Annotated in this window: 11 protein-coding genes and 1 pseudogene; 9 read left to right on the forward strand and 3 right to left on the reverse strand. The window is 72.8% G+C overall.

What is annotated here, in order from left to right:
* Positions 1-163: 163 nt before the first annotated feature.
* The gene (locus ACWDNY_RS07210) at positions 164-742 is read right to left on the reverse strand and encodes a biotin transporter BioY (protein WP_451644724.1); all 579 of its coding nucleotides are present in this window, start codon (positions 740-742) and stop codon (positions 164-166) included.
* Positions 743-1,267: 525 nt separating this feature from the next.
* On the opposite strand from ACWDNY_RS07210, the gene ACWDNY_RS07215 reads away from it, so the two are divergent.
* Both ACWDNY_RS07215 and ACWDNY_RS07220 read left to right on the forward strand, forming a co-directional pair.
* Positions 1,268-2,647 carry an amino acid permease gene (locus ACWDNY_RS07215; protein WP_451644725.1) on the forward strand — a complete coding sequence of 460 codons (1,380 nt, stop codon included), beginning with the start codon at positions 1,268-1,270 and terminating at the stop codon, positions 2,645-2,647.
* A 128-nt stretch (positions 2,648-2,775) separates the two neighbouring features.
* The gene (locus ACWDNY_RS07220; protein WP_451644726.1) at positions 2,776-2,973 is read left to right on the forward strand and encodes a hypothetical protein; all 198 of its coding nucleotides are present in this window, start codon (positions 2,776-2,778) and stop codon (positions 2,971-2,973) included.
* Between the two features lie 59 nt (positions 2,974-3,032).
* Here ACWDNY_RS07220 and ACWDNY_RS07225 read toward each other — a convergent pair whose 3' ends face one another.
* Positions 3,033-3,695, reverse strand: a complete 663-nt coding sequence (locus ACWDNY_RS07225; protein WP_451644727.1) for a mycothiol-dependent nitroreductase Rv2466c family protein — start codon at positions 3,693-3,695, stop codon at positions 3,033-3,035.
* Between the two features lie 168 nt (positions 3,696-3,863).
* Between ACWDNY_RS07225 and pepN (ACWDNY_RS07230) the strand changes: the two genes are divergently transcribed.
* Both pepN (ACWDNY_RS07230) and ACWDNY_RS07235 read left to right on the forward strand, forming a co-directional pair.
* Complete coding sequence (pepN, locus tag ACWDNY_RS07230; RefSeq protein WP_451644803.1) at positions 3,864-6,452, forward strand: aminopeptidase N; 2,589 nt, start codon at positions 3,864-3,866, stop codon at positions 6,450-6,452.
* A gap of 201 nt (positions 6,453-6,653) precedes the next feature.
* Positions 6,654-7,697 (forward strand): hypothetical protein, encoded by a 1,044-nt coding sequence (locus tag ACWDNY_RS07235; protein ID WP_451644728.1) that lies wholly within the window; start codon positions 6,654-6,656, stop codon positions 7,695-7,697.
* A gap of 101 nt (positions 7,698-7,798) precedes the next feature.
* Here the strand turns inward: ACWDNY_RS07235 and ACWDNY_RS07240 are convergent, their stop codons facing one another.
* Positions 7,799-8,245: an NUDIX hydrolase gene (locus ACWDNY_RS07240; protein WP_451644729.1), complete on the reverse strand. Its 447-nt coding sequence runs from the start codon at positions 8,243-8,245 to the stop codon at positions 7,799-7,801.
* Positions 8,246-8,316: 71 nt separating this feature from the next.
* Here ACWDNY_RS07240 and ACWDNY_RS07245 point away from each other — a divergent pair.
* The 5 genes and pseudogenes from ACWDNY_RS07245 to ACWDNY_RS07265 all read left to right on the forward strand — a co-directional run.
* A pseudogene (locus tag ACWDNY_RS07245) lies at positions 8,317-8,523 on the forward strand (CGNR zinc finger domain-containing protein); the annotation flags it as partial.
* 237 nt (positions 8,524-8,760) lie between these two features.
* Complete coding sequence (locus tag ACWDNY_RS07250) at positions 8,761-12,063, forward strand: S8 family serine peptidase (RefSeq protein ID WP_451644804.1); 3,303 nt, start codon at positions 8,761-8,763, stop codon at positions 12,061-12,063.
* A gap of 539 nt (positions 12,064-12,602) precedes the next feature.
* Positions 12,603-13,619, forward strand: a complete 1,017-nt coding sequence (locus ACWDNY_RS07255; protein ID WP_451644730.1) for an aspartate-semialdehyde dehydrogenase — start codon at positions 12,603-12,605, stop codon at positions 13,617-13,619.
* Positions 13,620-13,766: 147 nt separating this feature from the next.
* On the forward strand, positions 13,767-16,391 hold the full coding sequence (gene pepN / locus ACWDNY_RS07260; protein WP_451644731.1) for an aminopeptidase N: 2,625 nt from the start codon (positions 13,767-13,769) through the stop codon (positions 16,389-16,391).
* A 199-nt stretch (positions 16,392-16,590) separates the two neighbouring features.
* On the forward strand, positions 16,591-17,109 hold the full coding sequence (locus ACWDNY_RS07265) for a MarR family winged helix-turn-helix transcriptional regulator (protein WP_451644732.1): 519 nt from the start codon (positions 16,591-16,593) through the stop codon (positions 17,107-17,109).
* The last annotated feature ends 13 nt before the right edge of the window (positions 17,110-17,122 follow it).

Genomic DNA, 17,122 nt, shown 5'->3' on the forward strand with positions numbered 1-17,122 from the left:
ACAAAATTTACAAAATCAATACCAATATCGTTATCACGTCATTGTCGTCTTGTGCTCTGACGGGCCCACTTCCGCGCCCCCGCCCCTTCGCGAAGGGACTCCCTCTGGCGTTTCCGGCGGCCGGCGCGGCCGCGCCGACCGCGTGGCGGAACGGCTCGGCCGGTCACTTCCCCAGCAGCCGCCAGGCGGTCGGCAGCGCGCCCATGGCCAGGGCGGCCTTGAGGGCGTCGCCGATCAGGAACGGGGTCAGGCCGGCCGCGACGGCCGCGGACGCCGACATGCCGGTGGCCAGGGCCAGGTAGGGCACGCCGACGGCGTAGACGACCGCCTCGCCCAGCAGCATCGTGCCGGCCATGCGCAGCGCCGAGCGGTCGGCGCCGCGGCGGGCCAGGGCGCCGACGACCGTGGCGGCCAGCAGCATGCCGAGGACGTAGCCGAAGGACGGAGCGGCCGCACCGGAGGCGCCGCCCGCGAACCACGGCACGCCCGCGACGCCCGCGAGCGCGTACAGGGCGAGGGAGAGGAAGCCGCGGCGGGTGCCGAGCGCGGTGCCGACGAGCAGCGCGGCGAAGGTCTGGCCGGTCACCGGCACCGGGGAGCCGGGCACCGGGACGGAGAGCTGGGCGGCGAGACCGGTGAGGGCGGCGCCGCCGACGACGAGAGCGGTGTCGCGCACGCGGGACGCGGGCAGCAGGTCGGCGAGGACCTCGCCGGGACGGGCGGTGGCGGCAGCTGTGCTCATGGGGGCTCCGCGGGGTGTGGGCGGTTCGGGACACGGTGACGCTATCCCAGCGTCCATACGATGATCACCGTCAGTGCTCGACAAAGGGTGGAAGCGGGCCTTGGTGGGCACCGCACAAAGGAGACCGGTGACACGACGGGCGGCGTGACGCCGGTCACTGAGGTGATGTGGTTTCGCCGACGCCGGCGCGGGAGAGGGCGTCTGTAGGGTTCCACCAAAGGACGCCGCCGGAACGGACGACGCGGGGCCACGCCACGAGCGGGAGCGCACGGCCGGGGACACCTCCGGGCGCCGGGTGCTCCGTCGGGAACACGGGACGAAGGCGCGTTCCCCAGGGAGCACCGGACGAGGGGCCGCGTTCCGCCCGGGGGCGCCGGGACGGGGGTCCGGCGCCCCCGGGCGTGACCGGCGGGTCACGTCGCGTACGGCGGGCGTCCGAATGATGGGCGGCCACTCCGCCGGAGCGGTGCCTGCGCCCAGACTGTGGGCGTTTGCCCCCATCCCCGGACCGGACGAGCCGCGCACATGCCCAGCAGCACCACCGTCACGCCCCCCGAGGCGGACGACGTCTCCCTGTCCCACGGCCTGAAGAAGCGCCACCTCTCGATGATCGCGCTCGGCGGCGTCATCGGCGCCGGCCTCTTCGTCGGCTCCGGCGCGGGCATCGCCGCCGCGGGTCCCTCGATCGTCGTGGCCTACGCCCTCTCCGGTCTCCTCGTGATGCTGGTGATGCGGATGCTCGGCGAGATGTCCGCGGCGTACCCGTCGTCGGGCTCCTTCTCCGCGCACGCCGAGCGGGCGTTCGGGCCGTGGGCCGGGTTCACCGCCGGCTGGTCGTTCTGGGTGCTGCTGTGCACGGCGGTCGGCCTGGAGGGCATCGGCGCCGCGAAGATCGTCACCGGCTGGCTGCCGGGCACGCCGGAGTGGGCCTGGGTGGCGCTCTTCATGGTCGTCTTCTGCGGCGCGAACCTCGCCGCGGTGAAGAACTTCGGCGAGTTCGAGTTCTGGTTCGCGGCGCTGAAGGTCGGGGCGATCACCCTGTTCCTCGTTCTCGGCGTGCTGGCCATCGCCGGTGTCCTGCCCGGCACGGACGCGCCGGGTGCGAGCCATCTGAGCGACTTCCTGCCGAACGGCGGCGAGGGCCTGGTGGTCGGCCTGCTCGCCTCGGTGTTCGCCTACGGCGGCCTGGAGACGGTGACGATCGCGGCGGCCGAGTCGGAGGACCCGGTCCGGGGCGTGGCGAGCGCCGTGCGCACGGCGATGTGGCGCATCGCGCTGTTCTACATCGGTTCCATGGCGGTCATCGTCACCCTCGTCCCCTGGGACTCCCCCGAGGTGGTCGCGAAGGGCCCGTACGTCGCCGCCCTCGACCGCCTGGGCATCCCGGGCGCCGGCCAGCTGATGAACGTGGTCGTCCTGGTGGCGCTGCTGAGCGCGATGAACGCCAACATCTACGGGTCCTCCCGCATCGCCTACTCGCTGGTGCGGCGCGGCCAGGGCCCGAAGGCGCTGGCCCGCGTCTCCGGGGGCGTGCCGCGGGCCGCCGTGCTGACGTCCTGCGTCTTCGGTTTCGCCTGCGTGCTGCTCAGCTACTGGCGGCCGGACGACGTGTTCCCCTGGCTGCTCAACATGATCGGCGCGGTGATCCTGGTCGTGTGGATCTTCATCGCGGTCTCGCAACTGCGGCTGCGGCGCCGGCTCGAGCGCGAGACGCCGGAACGGCCGGCCGTGCGGATGTGGGCGTTCCCGTGGCTGACCTGGGTCGCGCTGGCCGGCATGGCCGCGGTCTTCGTCCTGATGGCCCGGGAGCCCGGCACCCGCGTGCAGCTGTACTCGACGGGTGGTATGACACTGTGCTTCGCGCTGGCCGGCTTCATCCGGCAGCGCGCACGCGCCCGGACCTGAGACGGCCCGCCGCTCGCGCGGGCGGGAAGGCGGGAGCCCCCGCGCGTGTGACGCGCGGGGGCTCCCGTTCGGGCGGCGAGGGCGTTCTCCGGGCTGCCGTGCGCACCCGCGCGCCCTACGCTCACGGCATGGTGTTCAAGCGGTGCCCCAACTGCGGTGGCCCCCTGCAGAGGTTCCGTGCCCTCGACGCCGTCGAGAAGGCACACGTCCGCAGGGAGAAGCGGGACTTCCCGCCGGAGGCCTACATCCGCTGCACCCGCGCGGGGTGCAGGCGCTACCAGCGCCGCTACGACTGGGACGACGGCGGCGACCTGCCCGGCGAGTAGGCCGCGCCGGCCACCGCCGCAGCGCTCGTCCACGGGCCGGTCGCGGTCGGGGCGAATGCTCAGAGGTTGCTGAAGTCCGGCCCGGCCGTCCGCGTCCGCTTGATCTCGTAGAAGCCGGGGACCGAGGCGACGGCCAGGGTGCCGTCCCACAGCCGGGCGGCCTCCTCGCCCTTCGGGGCCGGGGTGACGACGGGGCCGAAGAAGGCGATCTGCCGGCCGTCGGAGCCGGGCACCGCGATGACCGGGGTGCCGACCTCCTGGCCCACCTTGTCGATGCCCTCCTTGTGGGAGGCGCGCAGCTCGGCGTCGAAGGCGAAGTCCTCCTGGTCGGCGTACTCGACGAGGTCGGCGGGCAGGCCCGCGTCCTGGAGCGCCCCGGCGATGGCCTCGCGCGTCGGGCCCTCGCCCCGGTTGTGGAAGCGGGTGCCGAGCGCGGTGTAGAGCGGGCCGAGGACGTCCTCGCCGTGCTTCTGCCAGGCCGCGGTCACCACGCGCACCGGCGCCCACGCCTTGGTGGTCAGCATCTCCCGGTACTCCTCGGGCAGCTCGTCGAGCTTGGGCTCGTTGAGCACCGCCAGGCTCATGACGTGCCAGCGGACCTCGATGTCCCGCACCTTCTCCACCTCCAGCACCCACCGGGATGTCATCCAGGCCCAGGGGCACAGGGGGTCGAACCAGAAGTCGACGGGGGTCTTGCCGGACGCGGTCGCGGACTCGGACATCGCTCTCCTCGGGATACGGCAACGGTTACTGCTGTGGAACGCTCAACCCCGCCCCGGCCGGTCCCATTCCCGGCTGCCTCGCGTCAGGGGCACATGGCAGGATCGGTCCTGTCCGTCGTGTCCGACGGGTCCGCCCACGTAGTCGAGTCGTTGCTAGGAGTGCCGCCCGTGCCCGGTGAGAACCTGTCCCGCGACGAGGCCCGGGAGCGGGCCGCCCTGCTGTCGGTCGAGAGCTACGACGTGTCCCTCGACCTGCGCTCCGCGGTGGGCGAGCAGACAGAGGACGGGCCGCGCACCTTCCGGTCCGTGACGACGCTCCGCTTCCGCTGCGCCGAGCCCGGCGCCTCCACCTTCGCCGACCTGATCGCGCCGGCCGTCACCGCCGTCCGGCTCAACGGCCGGGACCTCGACCCCGGCGAGGTCTTCGACGGCGCCCGCGTCCGCCTGGAGGACCTGGCCGCCGACAACGAGCTCGTCGTCGACGCCCGGTGCGCCTACTCGCGCACCGGCGAGGGACTGCACCGCTTCGTCGACCCCGAGGACGGCGAGGTCTACCTCTACACGCAGTACGAGCCGGCGGACTCCCGCCGCGTGTTCGCGTGCTTCGAGCAGCCCGACCTCAAGGCCCCGTTCCGGTTCGAGGTGCGGGCGCCGGAGGGCTGGACCGTGTGGAGCAACGGCGCGGGGGAACGGCACGACGGCGTCTGGCGCTTCGCGGAGACCAAGCCGATCTCGACGTACATCACCTGTGTGGTGGCGGGCCCGTACCACTACGTGACGGACACCTACACCCGCACGTTCGCCGACGGCACCCGGCTGGAGATCCCGCTCGGCGCCCTGTGCCGCAAGGGCCTGGCGAAGCACTTCGACGCCGACGACGTCTTCCTGGTCACCAAGCAGGGCCTGGACTTCTTCCACGACCACTTCGACTACCCGTACCCGTTCGGCAAGTACGACCAGGCGTTCGTGCCGGAGTACAACCTGGGCGCCATGGAGAACCCGGGCCTGGTGACCTTCCGCGAGGAGTACATCTTCCGCGGCAAGGTGACGCAGGCGTCCTACGAGGCCCGGGCGAACGTCATCCTGCACGAGATGGCGCACATGTGGTTCGGCGACCTGGTCACCATGGAGTGGTGGGACGACCTGTGGCTGAAGGAGTCCTTCGCCGACTTCATGGGCTCCTTCTCGCTGGTCGGCGCGACCCGTTTCACGGACGGCTGGATCACCTTCGCCAACCGCCGCAAGGCGTGGGCGTACCGCGCGGACCAGCTGCCCTCGACGCACCCGATCACCGCGGACATCCGCGACCTGCAGGACGCCAAGCTCAACTTCGACGGCATCACGTACGCCAAGGGCGCGTCCGTCCTCAAGCAGCTGGTCGCCTACGTCGGCCGCGACGCCTTCCTGGAGGGGGCGCGGCGCTACTTCAAGCGGCACGCGTACGGCAACACGCGCCTGGGGGACCTGCTGGCGGTCCTGGAGGAGACCAGCGGGCGGGACATGAGCGCATGGGCGCGGGCCTGGCTGCAGACGGCCGGGGTGAACGCGCTGACCCCGCAGGTGCTGCTGGACGCCGAGGGCCGGATCGACGAGCTCGCGGTGCTGCAGGAGGCCGCGGAGAGCCATCCGCAGCTGCGGCCGCACCGGGTGGCGGTGGGACTGTACCGGCGCACGGACGGCGGCGTCCTGGAGCGGTACGCGCGGGCGGAGGCCGACGTGAACGGCCCGCGGACCGTGGTGGCGGAGCTGGCCGGCGCGGACGCTCCCGAGCTGGTGCTGGTCAACGACGACGACCTGACGTACTGCAAGATCCGCTTCGACGAGGCCTCGCTGGAGGCGCTGCGCGCGAACCTGGGCGACCTCACCGACCCCCTGGCCCGGGCGCTGTGCTGGTCGGCGCTGTGGAACATGACGCGGGACGCGCTGCTGCCGGCCCGGGACTTCGTCGGCCTGGTGCTGCGGTTCGCCGGCCGCGAGTCCGACATCGGCGTGCTGCAGATGCTGCACGCGTGGGCCGAGTCGGCGCTGGTGCACTACGCGGCGCCGGACTGGCGGGCGACCGGTGAACGGCTGGTCGCCGAGGGCGCGCTGCGCGAGCTGTGGCAGGCCGAGCCGGGCAGCGAGCACCAGCTCGCCTGGGCGCGGTTCTTCGCCACCGTGGCGTCGGCCCCGGACGACCTGGGACTGCTGCGGGAGCTGCTGGCGGGCACGGCGCGGATCGACGGCCTGGAGGTGGACCAGGAGCTGCGCTGGGCGTTCCTGACGCCGCTGGCCGCGCACGGGATCGCCGACGAGAGGGCGCTGGCGGAGGAGCTGGCCCGCGACGACACCGCCTCCGGCAAGCGCCACCAGGTGCGCTGCCTGGCCGCGCGCCCCTCGGCCGCCGTGAAGGAGCAGGCGTGGGCGCAGGTCGTGGAATCGGACGCACTGTCCAACGCGCTGGTCGAGGCGACGATCGCGGGCTTCGGCCGGCCGTCGCAGCGGGAGCTGCTCGCGCCGTACACGGCCAAGTACTTCGCGGCGATCGAGCGGGTGTGGACCGAGCGGTCGATCCAGATCGGGATGGACGTCGTCCAGGGCCTGTTCCCGTCGTCCCAGGACTCGCCGGAGACGCTCGAGGCGGCCGACGCGTGGCTCGCCGCGCACGAGCAGGCCGCGCCGGCGCTGCGCCGCCTGGTGCTGGAGGCGCGTGACGACCTGGCGCGGACGCTGCGCGGACAGGCGTGCGACGCGGCAGCCGCGGGCACCGGCCGGTAGGGCCGATCTCTGGCCAACGCTCGGGCGCTCGGTGACCGTTACGAAATTCAGTCATGAAGCCCGTAACCCCTGGCCCCTCCCCGGAGGGACCAGGGGTTTTCGGCATCCGAACATCCGTCCTTTAGGGCGAGCTTGTCCAGATTCTTCGACGGACGTGTAACAGCGGTTACGGGGCCGATCCGCTGCGGAAATCTCCGGGTCATGAACCACGACACCCCCCTCTCCCCCCGCCCCCTGTCCCACCTCCCGCAGGCCGACCGGCGGATCCTGACGGCCGGTCAGCTGCGCGCCCACGGCGTCCCGGCCGCGGAGGCGGCCGGTCGCTGCCGCCCGGGCGGCGGCTGGCAGGAGCTCCTGCCCGGCGTCTTCCTGCTCCACCCCGGTCCGCCCACCAGCGAGGACCGGCTGCGCGCGGTCCTGGCCTACGCGGCGCGCGGTCCGCAGGCGGCGGCCGGGGTGCCGGTCCAACCGACCGCCCAGGACCCGCACCACCCCGTGTACGCGGAGGCGCTGGTCACCGGGCTGGCCGCCCTCACCCTGCACGGTTTCGCCTCCGCCCCTCCCCTGCCGTCGCTGGAGCGGATCGACGTCCTGGTGCCGCGCAGGCGCCGGCTGCGCTCGGTGGGCTGCGCGCGGCTGGTCCGCACGGCCAACCTGCCCGCCCCCGAGACGGTCACGGGCCTTCCGGTGGCCCCCGTGCCGCGCGCCCTCGCCGACGCGGTGGCCGGACTGACGGACGCCACTTCGGTGCGGCGGCTGCTGACGGAGGCGGTGCGCGGCGGCCACTGCGAACCGGCGGCCCTGGTGGCCGAGCTGACCCGGGCCCGGCTGCTGGGCCGGCCGCACGTGGTGGACGCGGTGGACTCGCTGCTGGCCGAGGGGCGGGCCGTCGCGGAGGACCGCCTGTACCGGATGGTGCGCGAGTTCGGCCTGCCGGACCCGGTGTGGAACGTGGACCTGCGGCTGCCGGGCGGCCCGCACCTCGGCGGTCTGGACGCCTACTGGCCGGAGGAGGCGGTCGCGGTGGAGCTGGACACCCGTGCCCCGCGCCCCGACGAGGACGCCGTGTGGTCGCAGTACGCCCGCAAGCGGGAGCACCTGGAGCGGCTGGGCATCACGGTCGTCCACATCACGCCCAGGAAGCTGCGGGACGCGATGCGGCAGCAGGCCACGGTGGTCCGCACGGCCCTGATGGCGGCGGGCGACCGCGAGCCCGCCGCGCACGTCGTGGTGCTGCCCCGGTAGTGCCGACGCGAGAACGGACAGCAGGGGAGAGGGAGGGGCCCGCCGGGGGCGTCGGCGGGCCCCTCCCGACGGTCCGCCGAGCGGTCCGGCACCGGAAGCGCTCAGGCGCGCCCCACGGCGGGTCTGTCCCGCCACAGCGTCAGAGCGACGTCGACCAGGCCGACGCGCGTCAGGGCGGGTACCGCGGCGAGGGGGTGCCAGGCGGCCATGTCCGTGGAGCCGCCGGTCTCGTGGCGCAGCTCTCCCCCCACGATCCGGCCCTCGTAGACGAGCCGTACGGCGTGGTGGTCCCTGGCGGAGCGGGTGCCCCGGCGCGGGAGGGCCTGGCGCAAGGAGTCGACGCCGAGCAGGCGGGCGACCTCGGCGCGGTAGCCGGTCTCCTCCGCCACCTCACGCAGCACGGCGTCGTACGGGTCCTCGCCGTGCTCCAGGCCCCCGCCGGGCAGGGTCCACTCCGGGAGGCCGTCGCGGTTGCGGCCGCGGGCGAGCAGGAGCCGGCCGTCACGGACGCACACGGCGTAGGCCGCCACCCTCAACGTCTGGCGCACACCGCGACTTTAGGCCCTGCCGTGCGGATCGGCCCGACGCCGGCCGAAAGGTACCGCACCGCACAGCCGGCCCGGCGCGGGGACCGGCCCGGCTCGCCGCCCGCGACTACCTCCGACTGTTCGCCACCGCCCCGGACCGGATCCGCCGCTGCGTGCACGCGGCGTGCGGCCCGCAGTTCTTCGACACCTCACGGAACGGCACCCGCCGCCGGTGCTCCATGGCGGTGTGCGGCAACCGCGCGAAGGCGTCCCGCCACCGCGCGCGTTCACGCGGCTGAAACGTCCGACCCCGGGGCCCGCCGAACGGGCCGCCATCGAGGGACACATCATCTTTTGACGGCCTATCTCCCCCGTGGCGCATGGCGGAAGTACGCCATGCGTCCCGCCCTGTGACGGTCAACTCTCCCCAAAAACTTGCCTTTGGGTAAAGCTGAGCGATCGTCCGGCCCAGAAATCCGGACCTGAGCGGTCGACCCGATCGCACCTCGCTCGTTCCTTCACCCATTGGGATGCCGATGACCTCCGACCCCTCCCGCGCCCCGCTCACGGGCGCGAGACGCCTGGCCCGCCTCACCGTGGCCGCCGGCGTGGTGGCCGCGCTCTCCGCGGCCGGGCCGATACCCCTGGCCGCCGCCCAGGACAGCCCCACCCCGGGCGACGCGCCCGTCAAGTCCGCGACCGCCAAGCTCGGTTCGGACGACGCGGACCTGCTCGCCGAGGCCAAGGCCGACGGCGCCAAGAACGTCACGATGATGATCGCGACCGCGCCGGGCCGCACCGAGCAGGTCGCCGAGCAGCTGGACGCGGTCGAGGGCGGCTCCGTCGGCCTCACCTACGACCGGCTCGGCTACGTCCGCGCCACCGTCCCGACGGCCAGGGCCGACTCGGCCATCGCCTCCGCCGCCAAGCTGTCCACGGTGCACGCCATCGACCTGCGGCAGGAGATACCGCTCGACGACCCGGCGCCGAACGCGGGCACCGCCAGGGGCGCGGGGGCCAGCGGCGGCACCACGTACGCGGCGCCCGGCCGGAACACCCCCGCGAAGAACCCGTACAACCCGTCCTTCGAGACGGGCGCCGTCGACTTCGTCGCGCAGCACCCGAAGGCGGACGGCCGGGGCGTCACCATCGGCATCCTCGACTCCGGCGTGGACCTCGGCCACCCGGCGCTGCAGGAGACCACCACCGGCGAGCGCAAGATCGTCGACTGGGTGACCGCGACCGACCCGATCCTCGACTCCGACGCCACCTGGCGTCCGATGGTCACGTCCGTGTCCGGGCCCTCCTTCACCTACAGCGGCCAGAGCTGGACGGCCCCGGCGGGCTCCTACCGGATCAGCACCTTCAAGGAGTCCGTCACCGCGGGCGGCGACGCCAAGGGCGACGCCAACCGCGACGGCGACACCACCGACTCCTGGGGCGTGCTGTACGACGCGGCGGCCGGCACGGTCCGCGTCGACCTGAACAACAACGCCGACTTCACCGACGACCAGCCGATGAAGCCGTACAAGGACGGTTACCAGATCGGGTACTTCGGCACCGACGACCCGAAGACGGACGTCGTCGAGCGCCAGCCGTTCGTCGTGCAGATCCGCAAGGACGTGCCGATGGACCCCTACGGCGGGTCCTGGATCGGGAAGAAGGCCGACTTCGTCAACATCGGCGTCATCGAGTCCGAGCACGGCACCCACGTCGCCGGCATCACCGCCGCCAACGGCCTGTTCGGCGGGAAGATGAACGGCGCCGCCCCCGGCGCGAAGATCGTCTCCTCCCGGGCCTGCACCTGGACCGGCGGCTGCACCAACGTCGCGCTCACCGAGGGCATGATCGACCTCGTCGCCAACCGCGGCGTCGACATCGTCAACATGTCGATCGGCGGCCTGCCGGCGCTGAACGACGGCAACAACGCGCGCGCCGAGCTGTACACGCGCCTGATCGACACCTACGGCGTGCAGCTGGTGATATCCGCCGGCAACTCCGGCCCCGGCGCCAACACGATCGGCGACCCGGGCCTGGCCGACAAGGTCGTCTCGGTCGGCGCGGCCATCTCCAAGGAGACCTGGGCCGCCAACTACGGCTCGGCCGTGGAGACCGAGTACGCGATGATGCCCTTCTCCTCGCGCGGTCCGCGTGAGGACGGCGGCTTCACGCCGACCCTGACCGCGCCCGGCGCGGCGATCAACACCACCCAGACCTGGCTGCCGGGCTCCCCGGTCGCCGAGGCCGGCTACGCGCTGCCGGCGGGCTACTCGATGCTCCAGGGCACCTCGATGGCGTCCCCGCAGGCGGCGGGTGCCTCGGCGCTGCTGCTGTCGGCCGCCGGGCAGCAGGGCATCGACCTCACCCCGGCCGTGCTGCGCACCGCGCTGACCTCGACCGCCCACCACATCCCGGGCGTCCAGGCCTACGAGGAGGGCGCGGGCCGCATCGACGTCGTGGACGCCTGGAACGCGATCCGCCACGGCGCGAGCGCCCACACCTACACGGTCAAGGCCCCCGTCGACACGGCGATCGACTACGCCCTGAAGACCCCGGGCTTCGGCACCGGCCTGTACGACCGCGAGGGCGGCCTGAAGGCCGGTGAGCGCAAGACGTACGACGTCACCGTCACCCGCACCTCCGGCCCCGACCGGGCCGTCTGGCACACGCTGCGGCTGGTCAACAACGCGGGCGGCACCTTCCGCGTCGTCGGCTCCCCGCTGGTGAAGCTGGGGCTGAACCAGCCGGTGACCGTCCGCGTCCAGGCCGCCCCGTCGTCGGCGGGCATCAAGAGCGCGATCCTCGAGGTGGACGATCCGTTCACCGTGGGCGTCGACCAGCAGATCCTCACCACGGTCGTGGCGTCGTCGCCGGTCGCGTACACGTACGCGGCGTCCGGCTCGGTGCAGCGCAACAGCACCCGGTCGTACTTCCTGACCGTGCCGGAGGGCGCCAAGTCCCTGGAGGTCGCGATCGGCGGCCTGAAGGACAAGAGCCAGACCCGGTTCATCGCCATCCACCCGTACGGCACTCCGGTCGACAACACCTCCACGCCGTACTGCTACAACAACTACCTCGACGGCAACGGCTGCAAGCCCGACGTGCGCGCCTACGCGGACCCGCAGGCCGGCGTCTGGGAGATCGAGGTCGAGGCGCGCCGCACCTCGCCGCTGCTCGACAACCCCTACCGGCTGGACGTCTCCGTCCTCGGCGCCGTCTTCGACCCGGAGACCGTCACCGTGGCCGAGGCCAAGGTCGGCACGCCGGTCACCGCCTCCTGGACGGTGACGAACAAGTACGCGGCCCTGGAGGGCAAGCTCGCCGGCGGCCCGCTCGGCTCCTCGAAGACGGACCGCCCGACCATCGCGGACGGCGAGACCCGGACCACCACCGTGGTCGTCCCCGAGGGCGCCCAGTCGCTCGACGTGGCCATCGGCAACGTCACGGACACGGCCGCCGACCTGGACCTCACGGTCTACGACGCGAGCGGCGCGCAGGTCGCGCAGTCCGCGGACGGCGACTCGGAGGAGGCGGTGTCCATCGCCAGGCCCGCCGCCGGCACGTACACCGTCAAGGTCGTGGGCTACTCGGTGCCGTCCGGCTCGACCGCCTACGACTACCGGGACGTGTTCTTCTCCGCGACGCTCGGCACCGTCACGGTCGGCGACACGCCGGCGGTGAAGCTGGGCACCGGCGCCTCGGCGACCGTGACCGGCCAGGTCACGGCGGCCGCCGAGGCACCCGAGGGACGTGAGTTCTTCGGCCGCGTCCAGCTCCTCAACGCGCGCGGCACGGTCACGGGCACCGGCAGCGTGAAGATCGAGAAGGTCACGCAGTAGCTCACCGGGCACGGAAGGGGGCGGGCGTCCGTACAGGGCGCCCGCCCCTTTGCCGTGGGCGGGCGAGGGACGCGGGAGGCCGGCCCCGCCCCGATCAGGACCCGCGGGCCGGCACGTCGTCCCGCGCGCGGGCTCGCACGTCCTCCGGGCGCGCGGGCGGGCACGTCGTCCGGGCGGCCGCCGACGACGGCCTCCTCGCCCGCGGTCCGCCGGGGAACGGCGCGCCGGACCTCCCGCCGGGGGCGCCGTCGGGCCCCGGCTGCCACGGAGGCGGGCCGAGGCGTACGTCACATCGCGTATACGCCGGATACCGGCGGGCAGGCACGCACCACAGCACAGCTTGCGGCGCCGTGGCCGCTGTGGGCGAATATCTGCAGTTCACCGTGCGTTGTCACGGAACGACCGCAACCACGCCTGGCGGCGGGGCGTCCTCGTACCGGGTCGCGCGGCGCAAAGGATTGGACAGGTGGGCCGGGGTCGGCCGCATCATGGGAAGGCCTCGGCCGCACAGCAGGTTCGAACACGCAGAGGGAGTCACCGTGAGGGTCGGAATCGTCGGAGCCACCGGTCAGGTCGGCACGGTCATGCGCAGGATCCTCACGGAGCGCGACTTCCCTGCCACCGAGCTGCGCCTGTTCGCCTCGGCCCGCTCGGCCGGCAAGGTGGTCGACGGCGTGACGGTGGAGGACGCGACGGCCGCCGACTACACCGGCCTGGACATCGTGCTGTTCTCCGCGGGCGGCGCGACATCCAGGGCCCTGGCCGAGAAGGTCGCCTCGCAGGGCGCGGTCGTGATCGACAACTCCTCGGCGTGGCGCAGTGACCCGGACGTGCCGCTGGTGGTCTCCGAGGTGAACCCGCACGCGATGATGAACCGGCCCAAGGGCATCATCGCCAATCCGAACTGCACCACGATGGCGGCGATGCCGGTCCTCAGGCCGCTGCACGCGGAGGCGGGCCTCGAGGCCCTGGTCGTGGCGACCTACCAGGCCGTGTCCGGCTCGGGTCTCGCGGGCGTGGCGGAACTGCACGGCCAGACGCAGAAGGTCGCCGCCGAGGCCGACCGGCTGACCCACGACGGCTCGGCGGTCGACTTCCCCGAGCCGGCCGTCTACAAGCGGCCGATCGCCTTCAACGTGCTGCCCTTCGCCGGGAACCTCGTCGACGACGGCCTGAACGAGACCGACGAGGAGCAGAAGCTCCGCAACGAGTCCCGCAAGATCCTGGAGATCCCGGACCTGAAGGTCTCGGGCACCTGCGTGCGCGTCCCGGTCTTCTCCGGCCACTCCCTCCAGGTCAACGCCCGCTTCGCCCGTCCGCTGTCCCCGGAGCGCGCGACGGAGCTGCTGGCCGGCGCTCCCGGTGTCGCCCTCAGCGACATCCCGACCCCGCTGCAGGCGGCCGGCCAGGACCCCTCCTTCGTGGGTCGCATCCGCCGGGACGAGACCGTGGACAACGGTCTCGCCCTGTTCGTCTCCAGCGACAACCTCCGCAAGGGCGCGGCCCTGAACGCCGTGCAGATCGCCGAGCTGGTCGCGGCGGAGCTGCGCGCGTAGCCGGCTCCGGCCCGGTACGAGCCGAGGGGCGGTCACCGTACGGGTGACCGCCCCTCGGCGTGCGTGCCCACCGCGCCGGCCGCCGCACGCCCCGGCGGCACTCGTGGAAAGATGACGCAACCCACACATTCACGAGGAGATGACCGCGTGCCTGGCACAAACCTGACCCGCGAAGAGGCGCAGCAGCGGGCGAAGCTGCTCACCGTTGACTCGTACGAGATCGATCTCGACCTCTCCGGCGCGCAGGGAGAGGGTGCCTCCCCCTCAGCCGAGGCCGGGAGCGGTGGAGGCACCTACCGGTCCGTGACCACCGTGCGCTTCGACGTCGCCGAGGACGGTGCGGAGTCCTTCATCGACCTGGTGGCCCCGACGGTCCACGAGGTCACGCTCAACGGCGACGCCCTGGACCCGGCCGAGGTCTTCCAGGACTCGCGGATCGCCCTTCCCGGCCTGCTGCGGGGCCGCAACGTCCTGCGGGTCGTCGCCGACTGCGCGTACACCAACACCGGTGAGGGCCTGCACCGCTTCGTCGACCCCGTCGACGACCAGGTGTACCTGTACACCCAGTTCGAGGTGCCGGACGCCCGCCGGGTCTTCGCCGCCTTCGAGCAGCCGGACCTGAAGGCCACCTTCCAGTTCACCGTGCGCGCACCCGAGGGCTGGACGGTCGTGTCCAACTCGCCGGCCCCCGAGCCGGAGGACCACGTCTGGACGTTCGCGCCGACGCCCCGGATCTCGACGTACGTGACGGCGCTGATCGCCGGCCCGTACCACTCGGTCCACAGCGTGTACGAGAAGAACGGGCAGCGCGTGCCGCTCGGCATCTACTGCCGGCCCTCACTGGCGGAGTACCTCGACTCCGACGCCATCTTCGAGGTCACCCGGCAGGGCTTCGACTGGTTCCAGGAGAAGTTCGACTACGCGTACCCGTTCGAGAAGTACGACCAGCTCTTCGTGCCGGAGTTCAACGCGGGCGCGATGGAGAACGCCGGTGCGGTGACCATCCGCGACCAGTACGTCTTCCGGTCGAAGGTGACCGACGCGGCGTACGAGATGCGGGCGGAGACCATCCTGCACGAACTGGCCCACATGTGGTTCGGCGACCTGGTCACCATGGAGTGGTGGAACGACCTGTGGCTGAACGAGTCGTTCGCCACCTACACCTCCATCGCCTGCCAGGCCGCGGCGCCCGGCTCGCGGTGGCCGCACTCGTGGACCACGTTCGCCAACTCGATGAAGACCTGGGCGTACCGGCAGGACCAGCTGCCGTCGACGCACCCGATCATGGCGGACATCCGCGACCTGGACGACGTGCTCGTCAACTTCGACGGCATCACGTACGCCAAGGGCGCCTCCGTGCTGAAGCAGCTCGTCGCCTACGTCGGCGAGGACGAGTTCTTCCGGGGCGTGCAGGCGTACTTCAAGCGGCACGCGTTCGGCAACACGCGCCTGGCCGACCTGCTGAGCGCCCTGGAGAAGACCTCCGGCCGCGACCTGAAGACCTGGTCGGGGAAGTGGCTGGAGACGGCGGGCATCAACGTCCTGCGTCCGGAGATCGAGACGGACCAGGAGGACGGCTCAGGCACCATCACCTCCTTCGCCGTCCGCCAGGAGGCCCCGGCGCTCCCGGCCGGCGCGAAGGGCGAGCCGACGCTGCGCCCGCACCGCATCGCGATCGGCCTGTACGACCGCGACCAGGCGAGCGGCAAGCTGGTGCGCACCGACCGGATCGAGCTGGACGTGGACGGCGAGCTGACCGCCGTGCCGCAGTTGGCGGGCCGGAGCCGCCCGGACGTGGTCCTGCTCAACGACGACGACCTGTCGTACGCGAAGGTCCGTCTGGACGAGCGGTCGCTCGCCTTCGTCACCGAGCACCTGGGCGACTTCGAGTCGTCCTTGCCGCGGGCCCTGTGCTGGGCGTCGGCGTGGGACATGACCCGCGACGGCGAGCTCGCCACCCGCGACTACCTGTCCCTGGTGCTGTCCGGGATCGGCAAGGAGTCCGACATCGGCGTCGTGCAGTCGCTGCACCGCCAGGTGAAGCTGGCGATCGACCTGTACTCCGACCCGGCCGTCCGCGAGACCCTCCTCACCCGCTGGACGGACGCCACCCTGGCCCACCTGCGCGCCGCCGAGGCCGGCAGCGACCACCAGCTGGCCTGGGCCCGGGCATTCGCGGCGACGGCCCGCACCCCGGAACAGCTCGACCTGCTGAACGGCCTGCTGGAGGGCTCCCAGACGATCGAGGGCCTGGCCGTCGACACGGAACTGCGCTGGGCGTTCGTGGAACGGCTGGCGGCCGTGGGTCGTTACGACGAGAACGAGATCGCGGGCGAGTACGAGCGGGACCGGACGGCGGCCGGTGAGCGGCACGCGGCCACGGCCCGCGCCGCCCGTCCGACGTCGGAGGCCAAGGCGGAGGCCTGGGCTTCGGTCGTGGAGTCCGACAAGCTGCCGAACGCCGTCCAGGAGGCGGTCATCTCGGGCTTCGTCCAGACCGACCAGCGGGAGCTGCTGGCCCCGTACACGGAGAAGTACTTCGAGGTGCTGCGGGACATCTGGGGCTCCCGGTCCCACGAGATGGCCCAGCAGATCGCGGTCGGCCTGTACCCGTCGATCCAGGTGTCCGAGGACACCCTGCGCACGACGGACGAGTGGCTGGCCTCCGCCGAGCCGAGCGCGGCCCTGCGCCGGCTGGTCTCGGAGTCCCGCGCGGGCGTCGAGCGCGCGCTGAAGGCCCAGGCCGCGGACGCGGCGGCGGCCCGGGCGTAGGGTCCGAGTCACCGAACAGGGGGCGCCCGGCGACCGGCCGGGCGCCCCCTTCCGTTCGGCGCGCGCTGTGGGCGCGGGGGCGCGAGCGGGAGCCGGCGCCGACCGCGGGCGGACCGGACGGCAGACGGCTCGGCCAGGACCTTTCGGCCTTCGAGGGGGTTCCTTGCGGCGGAGATCAGCGGGCCCGGATACTCGTCCCATGAGTGCAGGGCCACAGCAGCGCAGGGACGCGGTCGACGCGATCATCGACCAGTGGACGGCCGTACGGCCCGACCTCGACACCACGGCGGTGCAGGTCTTCGGGCGGATCTTCCGCCTCTCGCGGGCGATGGGCGACCGGATCGAGAAGGCGTACGCCCCCTTCGGCATCTCGCGCGGCGAGTTCGACGTGCTCGCCACCCTGCGGCGGGCCGGTGCCCCCTACACGCTCTCGCCCCGCCAGCTGTCGGCGACGCTCATGCTCACCACGGGCGGCATGACCGGCCGCCTGGACAAGCTGGAACGCGCGGGCCTGCTGCGCCGCTCCCCCGACCCGCACGACCGCCGGGGCCTGCAGGTGACGCTCACCGACAAGGGGCTGCGGCTCATCGACGAGGCGGTCGGCGCCGGCCTCGCCGCGCAGACGGAGGCCCTGTCCGGCCTCGGCGCCGACCAGGCCGACCAACTCGCCGGCCTGCTGAGGCAACTGCTGGCCGAGGCGCAGGACGGCACACCGTGAGGGCCGGGAGTCC

This window comes from Streptomyces sp. NPDC003697, from assembly GCF_053587115.1.

Bases quoted from the DNA above. Each gene is read 5' to 3' on its own strand.
- ACWDNY_RS07210 (WP_451644724.1), bottom strand. From the start codon at position 742: ATGAGCACAGCTGCCGCCACCGCCCGTCCCGGCGAGGTCCTCGCCGAC.
- ACWDNY_RS07215 (WP_451644725.1), top strand. From the start codon at position 1,268: ATGCCCAGCAGCACCACCGTCACGCCCCCCGAGGCGGACGACGTCTCC.
- ACWDNY_RS07220 (WP_451644726.1), top strand. From the start codon at position 2,776: ATGGTGTTCAAGCGGTGCCCCAACTGCGGTGGCCCCCTGCAGAGGTTC.
- ACWDNY_RS07225 (WP_451644727.1), bottom strand. From the start codon at position 3,695: ATGTCCGAGTCCGCGACCGCGTCCGGCAAGACCCCCGTCGACTTCTGG.
- ACWDNY_RS07235 (WP_451644728.1), top strand. From the start codon at position 6,654: ATGAACCACGACACCCCCCTCTCCCCCCGCCCCCTGTCCCACCTCCCG.
- ACWDNY_RS07250 (WP_451644804.1), top strand. From the start codon at position 8,761: ATGACCTCCGACCCCTCCCGCGCCCCGCTCACGGGCGCGAGACGCCTG.
- ACWDNY_RS07265 (WP_451644732.1), top strand. From the start codon at position 16,591: ATGAGTGCAGGGCCACAGCAGCGCAGGGACGCGGTCGACGCGATCATC.